7 protein-coding genes and 1 pseudogene are annotated in these 11,151 nt (G+C 69.4%); 6 read left to right on the forward strand and 2 right to left on the reverse strand.

Annotated features, from left to right (window positions below; translation table 11 throughout):
- Nucleotides 1-208 precede the first annotated feature (208 nt).
- Nucleotides 209-1,453: a S8 family serine peptidase gene (locus AB0I04_RS38820; RefSeq protein ID WP_360896625.1), complete on the reverse strand. Its 1,245-nt coding sequence runs from the start codon at nt 1,451-1,453 to the stop codon at nt 209-211.
- Entirely contained in the window at nt 1,450-5,445 is a 3,996-nt protein-coding gene (gene eccCa, locus AB0I04_RS38825) for a type VII secretion protein EccCa (protein WP_360896628.1), read from the reverse strand. Before eccCa ends, AB0I04_RS38820 begins: the two co-directional genes overlap by 4 nt.
- 149 nt (nt 5,446-5,594) lie before the next feature.
- Here eccCa and eccD point away from each other — a divergent pair, with 149 nt between their 5' ends.
- From eccD to AB0I04_RS38855, 6 genes and pseudogenes are all read left to right on the forward strand, one after another.
- Nucleotides 5,595-6,998, forward strand: coding sequence for a type VII secretion integral membrane protein EccD (gene eccD / locus AB0I04_RS38830; RefSeq protein WP_360896631.1), 1,404 nt, complete (start codon nt 5,595-5,597; stop codon nt 6,996-6,998).
- 51 nt (nt 6,999-7,049) lie between these two features.
- On the forward strand, nt 7,050-8,519 hold the full coding sequence (gene eccB, locus AB0I04_RS38835) for a type VII secretion protein EccB (protein WP_360896634.1): 1,470 nt from the start codon (nt 7,050-7,052) through the stop codon (nt 8,517-8,519).
- 54 nt (nt 8,520-8,573) lie between these two features.
- Entirely contained in the window at nt 8,574-8,888 is a 315-nt protein-coding gene (locus tag AB0I04_RS38840; protein ID WP_360896637.1) for a hypothetical protein, read from the forward strand.
- A gap of 37 nt (nt 8,889-8,925) precedes the next feature.
- Complete coding sequence (locus tag AB0I04_RS38845; RefSeq protein ID WP_360896640.1) at nt 8,926-9,216, forward strand: hypothetical protein; 291 nt, start codon at nt 8,926-8,928, stop codon at nt 9,214-9,216.
- A gap of 98 nt (nt 9,217-9,314) precedes the next feature.
- Nucleotides 9,315-9,695, forward strand: coding sequence for a hypothetical protein (locus tag AB0I04_RS38850; RefSeq protein ID WP_360896643.1), 381 nt, complete (start codon nt 9,315-9,317; stop codon nt 9,693-9,695).
- 98 nt (nt 9,696-9,793) lie between these two features.
- Nucleotides 9,794-11,151 (forward strand): annotated as a pseudogene (locus AB0I04_RS38855) (hypothetical protein); the annotation flags it as partial.

Raw genomic sequence — 11,151 nt, forward strand, 5'->3', positions numbered from 1 at the left:
GGGCACCGGCCCCCGGGGGCCGGGTCTGTGGACGGCGTCTCGGGGCGGGGCTCGCAACTGGAATGTTGATTTACCTATATCTCATACTGAACTCCACACAGATGTACGCTCATGGGTGGGTAAGAGTCAAGGGTTGTGAGCATTTAGATACCTAGTTCGGGCATCGTTCTGCCGCCGTTGACGCACGTGTCGACGGGGCGATCGGCGATCAGGCCACGGTTTCGTCCGATCCGCCAGGCCGCCAGCCGCGTCGCCGGCCCCTCCGGATCAGGGCGATGGTGAGCCCGCCCAGCGCCGCGCCGACCGCCACGGCGGCCGACGCGGCGAGTGCCGTACGCACCGGGCGCTCGTCCGCGGATGGGGGTGGCACGAGATGGATCGGCCGGACGGCCGCGCGCGGCGGCGCCTTCTCGCCGGACTCCTCCGGCAGCATGGTCACCACCGCCGCGACAGGGTCGACGATTCCGTAGCCCAGTGACCGGTCGGGCAGTCGGTCGGACGGATGGTCGGCGGTGGTCTCCAAGCGATGCAGTAGCTGCGTGGCCGTGAGCCCGGGCCGGTAGTCGCGTACCAGCGCCGCCGCGCCGGCCACGAACGCGACGGACACCCCGCTCCCGGAGGCGATGACGTTCCCGCCACCGTGCGGCGCGATGCTCACCAGGTTCGCGCCAGGCGCGGCCAGCGTCGGCCGAGCCGCCGTTCCGCTGACGTCGGTGGCCTTGCCGTCCGGGCCGAACGATGCGACGGCCAACACCCCCGGCAGCGCCGCCGGGTAGACGGGACCGCCGCTCGACAGGTTCGCCCCTTCGGTCGAGGCGACGACGAGGACGTTGTGGTTCACGGCGTACGCGACCGCGCCGCGCAGGGCCGGTGGGCAGTCGGTCGCGCCGAGGGCCACCGCCACCACCTGCGCACCGCCGTCGACCGCCGCACGGATGCCCGCGGCGAGGACGCCGGCATCCACGTTGCTCGCATCAGTGGTGACGCGGACCGGTAGGACCTGGACGCCGGGTGCGATTCCAGCGAACGCGCTCCCTGCCGTAGGCCGGGCGGCCAGCAGTCCGGCGACGAACGTGCCATGGCCGGAGCAATCGTCGTCCGCGCGGCCACCGCCCTTGAGCAGGTCGCGCCCGGGCAGGACGGCGTCGGAAAGCGCGGGGGAGGCCGCGCTCACACCGGTGTCGACGACACCCACGACGACTCCGCCACCTCGTGTGAGATTCCACGCCCGCTGCGGCGCGAGCGACTGTTGCGCCCACGGCACGCCGGTTATGAGGCCCTTCGCAGCCGGCGCGCAGCCTCCGACGTCGGCTGCGGTGACCGCGACTGTGGCGTTCGCCGGGAGGAGGCCACCGGAGAGCACCGGGAAGGCCATCAGCGCCATTCCGGTGAGCACCGCCCCGAGGCCGGCGGGCAGCGCACCGAGCCGGTGGCCGGGAGCGGGCCCCGTCACCGGGCGTCCCCACCGTCGGCCGTACCTTGACCGGCCGGATCGAGCCATCCGACCTGGAGCAGGGTCGCGTCCCGGCGGGTGACCAGCAGGCCGCGCCCGGGTGGGAACTGCCGTGGCCGCGACCCGTTGAGCAGCGGCATCTCGTTGGGCGGGCAGGAGAGCGCGAGGTCCGGCGTGTTGGACTCCTGCAACCGGCGCACGACCGCGTCCATCGACACGCGGCCGGACCCGGCGGCGCTGCGGGCCAGCACCACGTGCAGCCCGATGTCGCCAGCCTGCGGCAGCAGGTCGATGAGGTCCTCCAGTGGGCCGCCCATCGGCCCGGTCAGCAGGTCGTAGTCGTCGACGAGCACGTACACGTCGGGCCCTGACCACCAATCCCGCCGGGCAAGCTGTGCCGGCGTGATGTCGGCCCCGGGGACGCGCTCCCGCAACCGCGTCGCCAGCGTCCCGATCAGCTCGGCCGCCGCTGCGGAGGAGAACGCGAAACCGCGGCGGTACTCCTCCGGTACGGCGTCGAGCAGCGCGCGCCGGGAGTCGATCACGACCACCTCGACCTCACCGGGCTCGTACGCGCGCGGAATCGCGTCGGCGATCAGGCGCAGCACGCCGGTCTTGCCGCTGCCGGTGTCACCGAGCACGGTCAGGTGCGGCTGCCTGTCGAAGTCGTGCCAGACCGGAGCCAGGTCCGCCTCGCCCCAGCCGAGCGGCACCCGCAGCCGGTCCTCCGGCTCGGGGAGCTGGTCGGCCGGCAGCTTCGCGGGCAGCATGCGCACCGGTGGAGCGTCCGGCCCCTCCCACCAGTCGGCCACGGTCTCCGCCAGCGCCCGCGTCGCCGCCGCCAGGTCATCGGTCCGCGATCGGCCGTCGATCCGGGGTATCGCGGCCAGGAAGTGCCTCTTGTCCATCGTGAGTCCGCTACCCGGCGTGCTGGGCACGCGCGCGGCCGCCCGCATGTCGATCACAGAGTCGATCGAGTCGCCGAGCCGCAGTTCCAGCCGGGTGCCGAGTTGGTCACGCAGCGCGCTCGGAATGTCCGACCAGCGGCCGGAGGACAGCATGAGGTGCACGCCATAGGTGAGGCCGCGGGCGGCGAGTTGCCGGATCGGGGCGTCGTGCTCCTCGAAGTCGCTCCGCAGCGAAGCCCAGCCGTCCACGACGAGGAAGACGTCGCCGTGCGGATCGTCGGCGAATCGGCCGTCCCGGCGGAGCTTGCGGTACGCGGCCATGTTCTCGATCTGGTGGTCGGCGAAGAGCCGCTCCCGCCGAGTCAGCACGCCCTGTACCTCGGCGATCGTACGGCTGACCCGTTCGCTGTCCATCCGGCCGGAAACACCCCCGACGTGCGGCAGCCCCGCGAGCGTCGAGAGTGTGCCGCCACCGAGGTCGACGCAGTAGAACTGCGCTTCGGCCGGCGTGTGGGTGAGCGCCAGCCCCGCGATGAGAGTGCGCAGCAGCGTGCTCTTGCCGGACTGCGTTCCGCCGGCGATGCCGACGTGCCCGCCGACTCCGGAAAGGTCGACCATCATCAGGTCGCGTACCTGTTCGAACGGCTTGTCGACAACGGCGACGGGTACGACCAGGCCGCCGCGTCCCGGCCAGCTCGCCGGAGTCATGCCGAGCTCGGGGTCCGGCACCAGCGCGGGCAGCACCTGATCCAGCGTCGGCGGGTCCGCGAGCGGCGGCAGCCACACCTGGTGGGCCGGCGGGCCGGCGCCGCGAAGCCTGTCGACCGCGACCTGGAGCAGGGTGTCGCCCTGCTCGTCCGCCGCGGGTGCTCCGGCCGCAGGTGTCGGCACCGCTGGCTGTGGTTCGGATGCGGGCGCCGCGACCCGTACCGCGCTGAACGTCACGACCTGCCGGCGGATCTCCTCCCGCCGCTGCTCGACGGTACGCCGGCGGTAGCGGCCGGAGACGTATGCCGCCTTGAACCGCACCAGCGTGGACACGTCGGTCCGGATGAAGCCGTTGCCGGGGGCGTTGGGGAGTTGGTAGGCATCCGGTACGCCGATGACCGACCGGCTCTCCATCGCCGAGAACGTGCGCAACCCGATCCGGTATGAGAGATGGCTCTCCAGCTTGTGCATCCGCCCGTCGTCGACGCGCTGGCTCGCCAGCAGCAGATGGACTCCGAGCGAGCGGCCGAGCCGGCCGATCATCACGAACAGCTCAGCGAAGTCCGGGTGCGAGGCGAGGAGCTCGCTGAACTCGTCCACGATGACGAACAGCGTCGGCAGTGGATCGAGCAGCGTGCCCGCCGCCCGGGCCGCCTCGTAATCACGCAGCGAGTTGTAGTTGCCCGCCCGCCGGAGCAGCTCCTGGCGGCGAATCATCTCCCCCTGCAGCGCGTCCTGCATACGGGTCACCAGCGTGGCCTCGTCGGCCAGGTTCGTGATCACCGCGGATGTGTGGGGGAGCCCGTCCAACCCGAGGAACGTGGCGCCGCCCTTGAAGTCGACCAGGACGAAGTTGAGCACCTCGGATGAGTGGGTGATCGCCAGCGCGAGGACGATCGTGCGTAGCAGTTCGCTCTTGCCCGATCCGGTGGCGCCGATCAGCAGGCCGTGCGGCCCCATTCCGCCCTGCGCGGACTCCTTGATGTCGAGTTCGACACGGCTGCCGTCCTCGGCGACGCCGATCGGCACCCGGAGCCGGTCGGGGCCGTCCGATCGAGGCCATACCCGAGACGGGTCGAGCGCGTCGATGTCGCCGACTCCGAGGAGCGTGCCGAGGTCGAAGTCGGTGACCAGCGCCTCGGTGGCGTCCGTCGTCGCGCCGAGCCGGAACGGCGAGATGACGCGGGCCAGGGCGGTGGCCTTGACCACACTGAGCTGGTCGGGACGGCCCAGCGGAGTGCGGATCTCGGTACCGGTACGGTCGAAGCGGACCATCGCCATCGAGTCGGGAGTGACGTCCAGCCGGAGGACCGAGCGTCCGGACGTCTTCGGTGGTTCAGACGAGATGTGCAGGACTATGGAGTTGCGGTATCCGGTCCCGGCGAGTCTCGACTCCTGGGGAACGTCGACACCGTCCACGATGATGACGACGTACGGTTCGTCGCGTACCGGCGTCGCCCCGGCCTCGAACCGCCCGCGGCTCTCCATCTCGGCGGCGAGCAGGTCATCGAGCGCGTCGACGTCGTCCGCGTGCAGCCGCGCGTGCCCGGCGCCGTCTTGCCGTGTGCCGTGCTGGCTGTGCGGGAGCCACTTCACCCAGTCCCACTCGCTTGCGTGCGGTCCGGCGGCACAGACCGCGACTCGCAGCTCGTCCGGCGAGTGGAAGGTGACGAGCTGCGCCAGCAGTGCCCGGAGCAGCGCCCGGCACGTGTCCTCGTCGCCGTACAGCCGTGCTTGTGCGAAACCACGCAGGAAGACCGCGGCGGGCAGGTCCGCCACGGTCGTGTACGCCCGAATGAAGCGGCGCAGCGCACGGGCGGACAGCGGCTCCAGGTCCTCGACCGGTTTGGTCTGCATCGGGTTCATGGTCATCGCCAGCTTCTGCGGACCAGCGCCGATCCGGACCTCGGCGAAGTCCGGGTGGGTCGGGCGCCTTTCCCACAGCCGGCTGCTCATCGCCACCGACCAAAGCCCCGCCGGGTCCGGGTGCCGCCATGCCAGCGATGCCCGTTGCTCCACGGCGACCTTCCGCACCTTCTTGCGGTTCTGTGTGAGGTACCGCAGGTAGTCGCGCCGGTCAGCGCGCGTCCGCCGCTTGCGGTCGCTGGTCGACCGGCCGACCATCCCGAACACCATCGTCATCGAGGTCAGCGCCATCAGACCCGCCGCCAGGAGGCCCAATCCCGGCCGTGACGCTGGGACGAAGAGCAGAATCATCACACTGGAGCCGACCGCCATCGGCAGGTACGTCAGCAGCATCCCGACGTTGCCGGTGGGTGCCTCCGGCAGCACCGGCGGTTCCTGCAGGGACAGCTCGCCGCCGGGCATCTCCGGCGGTGACTGCCGCGGCGGCCGCCGAAACAGCGTCGTACTCACGACCACGTCCTTCCCGGGGGCGTCGTCCGCCCCCTTACCGAGCCACGGCTGTGAGTGCCCGGAGGGTTCGCGGCGAAGGATCCGTGGCCGCCCTTCCGCCGGGTCTCCGAGATGTGAACCCTGCGTCCGGCGAGAGCCGTGTTAACTGCATGGCGACTCCGCAGGGGGCCGGTGAGATGTGCCGGCTGACGATCTGTGGCCCGGCCTCCAGAATCGAACTGGCCGTGCCTGCGCACGTTCCGCTTGCCGACCTGCTCCCCACCTTCATCGACCATCTCGGCCCGCAGCTGGCGACGTCCGGCCTCGGGCACGGCGGCTGGGTGCTCCAGCGGCTCGGCGAGCCGCCGCTGGATGAGGATCTGGGCACCGCTGGGCTGGGTCTGTACGACGGTGACGTCCTGAATCTGCGGCCGCGTGACGACCAACTGCCGCCGGTGGACTTCGACGATCTCATCGACGGCGTGGCCACCGGGTCCGCCGAGCTCAAGGACCGGTGGCTTCCCGCGACCAGCCGGCGGTTGATCTACGGACTGGTCGGCGTCATGCTCGGCCTGGGCGCCTTCGTCGCTCCCCTGAGCGGCACCGCGACCGTCGGCGCGCTCATCGCCGGCTCCGGCTCCATCGTGCTGCTGCTGGGCGCGGCGGCCGCGTCGCGAGCGCTCGGCGACCGCGTGGCGGGCGTCGTGTTCGCGGTCGGTTCGATCACGTTCGCGGTGGCCGCGGGGCTGGCGCTCCCCGTGGGCGGCACCGCGGTGACCGATGTGGCCGCTCTGGCAACCGCCCCTGGGCTGCTCGCAGCCGGCGCTTGGGCGGCGACGACGGCCGCGCTGTCCCGTGCCGCCGTCGGCGGCACGGGGGCCGGGTTCGTGGCGGCGGCCTTCGCCGGGGCGCTCGTGGCGCTGGGCGGTCTGCTGCTGTGTGTCGCCGGCGTCGGCGCGGCGGGAGCGGCGGCGATCGTGCTCGCGGTCGCGCTGACGATCGGCGCCGGGGTGCCTGGTATCGCCTCACGGTTCGCCGGGCTCCGCATCCCGCCGCTGCCGACCAGCGCTCAGGAGTTCCAGCAGGACATCGACCCGGAGCCGAGCCGGGTCGTGCTCGACCGCACCGCACGCGCGCACGAATACATCACCGCGCTCTACCTGGGCCTCGGCGCGGTCAGCTCCGGTTGCCTCGCCGTACTCGGGGTGACGGCCGGGATATCGGCCCGGCTGCTCGCCGTGGTCGCCGCGCTGCTTCTCCTTCTGCACACACGTGAGCTGCCGGGCACGCGGGCGCGGCTGGCGGGAGTGGTTCCCGGGCTGATCGGCCTCGCGGCGGTGCTTCTCGACCTGACGTTGGCCATGCCGCCCGCGCTGCGAGGCATCGTCGTGGCGGCCCTGATGGTGCTCGCAGGACTCCTGATGATGGCCGCCCGCAGGCTGCCCGGCCGCCGGATGCTGCCGCACTGGGGACGGCTGGCGGATCTGGCCCATTCGGCCACCGCGATCGCGGTCCTCCCGCTCGTGCTGGCGGTGGTCGGCCTCTACGCGAGGGCGCGTGCCGGATGGGCATGACCGGACCGGACGGCCCGCGGCAGGCCGTCACCGCGGAGCGGGGGGTGAACCGTGTACAACCGTCGTGACCAGGTCAGCGCGCACGGTTTCATGGTCGGCCGCTTGACCGCCGCGCTCCTGCGCGCAGAGCCGGATCTGCCGGTCCCACCGCTACGCCGCTCATGGAGCGGGATGATCATCGGGGCGATTCTGGCGGCCGTCGCCGTCGCCGGGTTCATCGTGTTCGGCATGGTGTACCCCGGCGGCGCGAGCGCCTGGCGCAAGCCGGGCACGCTGATCGTGGAGAAGGGCACCGGCACCCGGTTCGTATTCGCAGACGGTCGACTGCGGCCGGTGCTCAACTACGCCTCGGCACGACTGTTGCTCGGCGCCAAGCTCAAGGTCGACACCGTGCCGTCGTCGTCGATCGACGATGTGCCACGCGACCGTCCGGTCGGCATCCAAGGTGCCCCGGATCAGCTCCCGCACGCGGGCGGCACCGTGTCGCCCTGGCTGGTGTGCGCCACGTCGGCGCGGGCCGGGAACGGCTTCAGGCCGGCGCTGGCGCTGACGATAGGTGTCGACCCCGCCGTGCGTCCGCTGTCCGATGCCCAGGCACTCGTCGTGCGTACCCCGGACGGCACGACCTTTCTCGTCACGGGAGGACGCAGGCTCCGCGTGACCGCGCCCTGGGTCCTGCGGACGCTCGGTTTCACCGATGACGCCGCCGTCGGCGTACGCGAGGGATGGGTGAACGCGCTGCCCGCCGGCCCCGACCTTCCGCAGCCGGGGGTGTCCGGCGGTGGACAGCCCGGGCCGGTGCTGGACGGGCGGCCGACCAGGGTCGGCGAAGTGTTCGCGGTAGGCGGCGTCAACGCGGAACGCCGCTTGTACGTGCTGACGGCGGACGGGCTGCAGCCGTTGACGCGGACGGCCGCCGCACTCGCGCTGAGCGACCCCAAGACGGTGCGGGCGTATGACGGTGAGACGCCCACGGTCCGTGACCTCAGTCCCGCAGCGCTCGCTGCCACTCACGTGTTGTCGGCACCGGCCTGGGAGGCTCAGGTGCCGGCCGGGCCGCCGGCGAACGGCCTGGCCGGCGGCCGGATGCCCTGCGTCCGCGTGGTGCCGGAGGGCGGCCAGGCGCGTACCTCGGTGGTGACTCTTCCGGCCGCGCCGGTCACCGAGACGACACCCGCGAACGCGGTCGTCGGTCCGTCGGTGAACGCCACGCCTGGTGCGGGAGGGGACCCGCTCGGTGCCGGACAGGACGCAGGGACCGCGGCGCGGGTCGCCGACCAGGTACGCGTCATGCCACGGGCCGGGCTGCTGGCCCGCACCCTTCCCGTGCTGGGGATGCCCGGCGAGGGCCTTTACCTGGTGACCGAGGACGGTTCGAAGTTCCCCGTTGCGAACGAGACGGCAGCCTCCGCGCTCGGCTACGCGGTCTCGTCCGAGGTGCCGGTGCCCGCGGACCTGCTGGCGCTGCTGCCCACTGGCCCTGTACTCGACATGCTCAGCGCGGGAGGTGGTGGCGGCTAGCCGAACCGAAGGATTCGCTCATCTTTCACCAGCCGGATCTATAAGGAGGAACAGATGGCCAACAATTACGGCGGATTCGATCCGGGTTCGTACCACTTCAGCGACCCCGATCTTCTGGCGATCATCAACAAGACATCGGACGCGATCAACGAAATGAACCAGCTGAACAACACGGTGATGTCGCACACTGAGCTGCTCGGCGATGCGAACCGGTCCGACTCCGGAAGGGTCCTGACGCAGCACATTACGACGTGGACCAGCGATTTCCACAAGGTCGTGGGCAACCTCGAAGGTCTCAACACAAGGGCACAGGGACTGCTTCAGGTCAACCGCACCACCGACACCACCGCCACTCACGGCGCCAGGTAACAACCACAGAAACGACCTGATTGAAGGGAGCATCGCGATGGGTGACGCCTTTTACGTCAGCCACAACAAGTATGCGGAGGTCAATGTCGCGCTGAAGGCTCAGCTTCAGAAAATGGACACGATCATGGGTGACCTCAACGGCACGCTGAGCCGGATCGAAATCGCCAGCGGCGGCAAGGCGACGCCGCTGTGGGAGCATCTGCAGCAGACGTGGAACCGTAGCTACGAGGAGATGACGCAAATGCTCCGCATGCACGTCGACTCCTCATTGATCGTGGCCGAAACCTTCCTCCACGGCGACGACGCGGGCGCCCGCGTCATGACCTGACGCGCCTTCCGCCGTATCCGCACCGACTCCCGGTTCCGAGGCTGTTCATGCTCGGATCCGGGAGTCGGTCCACCACCTTCCAAAGGAGGAGAGTACGAATGGCCGATTTCCACATCACCTCGTTCGACAAGGCCCACTACGAACGGCTGATCACTTACCTGCGCAGCGTCGAACACGACCTCGACGTCAACCCGGCCATGCTGGGCCCCAGCACGGCCCTCAAACTGGACCCCACGATCACCGGCATGCTGAAGCCCGGTTCACCGAACTGGGACGTAGCGAAGAAATTCGTCGACCAGGCCGGTGTGTTCGCCACCTCGGCGCACACGCGTTACAGCGACCTCACGACGGAGCTGCTTGCCTACGTGACCGCCTTGAAAAACGCCGAAGAAATCTTCAAGCACACCAACGACCTGACCAAAGAGACGGCCGGCAAGTTGATGAAGGAGCACCCGGAAATCATCGGCCAAAATACCTGAACTGTCCGGTTACCCCCGGCCTGACCCGTATCCCTGATTTGTAACCAGCCCACGGCCGCCCTCGCTTGGGGCCGCCCAGTCCCCTGAGGAGGACCCCCATGGCAGATGGTGTGCCGAGTCTCCCCGGCAACTCCAACTGGTCAGAGTGGACTTTCGAACAGGTACTGGCCGCAGTCACCGGCGAGGGGACCGACCTGCACGACCTGTTGAACGCGCAGTGGTTCACCTTCGACAAGGACAAGGGGAAGGATGTCGTCTACCATGCCTTTGGGAATAATTATGTCGCGGTCAACGGTAACCCGGACGCGATGGGGAAGTGGGTCACCGCCGTTAACACCACCGGCGACATAATGCAGGGCGTCGGCAGCGGTCGACGCGGAACCATGGACCTGCAGACTCTGAAGGACATGGAGATGGCCGTCAAGACGCTGGCCTTGTTCATGGGTGCGACCGGCGATGACTTCGAGACCTGGGCTAAGTCGATCAATTCCAGTGACTCCGCGTTCAAAGGCAAGGCCGCCTATTTGATCTACTGGCGGATGAAGAAGAACGCCGATTGGGCGCACGACATCAACGAGCAGGTCCTCACCAGGCACGGACGCTCGATCGCGGACGTGATCGGTGGTGCCGCCAGGGGTCTCGAAAACTTCAACCTGACGATGTCGTACGCGTGGGGGTGGGCGCTCGCGTCGGATATCGTCAACTGGATCAAGAACGCTCTCGATTTCGAAGTGAAGGCGGCGTTCGACTACATGGAGGCGGCAGGCCTCTTCGAGGGCACACCGAATTACGTCCTCGACAAGATGACATTCGGTGGCCTTAACTCAAAACCTGCCAAAGACTACATCGCGAAGGTTCTTACGTCATACCCCAAGGGCTCCCTCATGGACCAAAGCGGATGGACGGCAATGGGGCAGGAGGTCACCAATAACGTCCTCCAATCGGTAAAGGCCATCCTGGACGGGCCGGCGCAGGCTGCGATCGCGGCTCTGGAGCCGACGTACGTGCTGGCGAGCAGCTCGCTCATTGAACTCACCTCGCCGCCGCCCCCGCCGCCGCCCCACGTGGACTCGTCTCCTGGCGGCGGTGGCAACGGCGGTGGCGGCAATCAAAAATTCCCGCCCATCAAGTTCAACCCCCCGCACTTCAAGTTCGACCCGCCTAAGGGCGGTGGCGGTGGTGGTGGCGGTGGTGGCAAGTACAACTACAAGCCCGGTGGCGGTGGTGGTGGCGGTGGTGGCAAGTACAACTACAAGCCCGGTGGCGGTGGTGGTGGCGGTGGTGGTGCCGGTGGTGGCAAGTACAAGGTTCCCGGCGGTGGTGGTGCCGGTGGTGCCGGTGGTGGCAAGTACAAGGTTCCCGGCGGTGGTGGTGGCGGTGGTGGTGCCGGTGGTGGCAAGTACAAGGTTCCCGGCGGTGGTGGTGCCGGTGGTGCCGGTGGTGGCAAGTACAAGGT

This window comes from Actinoallomurus sp. NPDC050550, assembly GCF_040655075.1.
GTDB lineage: Bacteria > Actinomycetota > Actinomycetes > Streptosporangiales > Streptosporangiaceae > Actinoallomurus.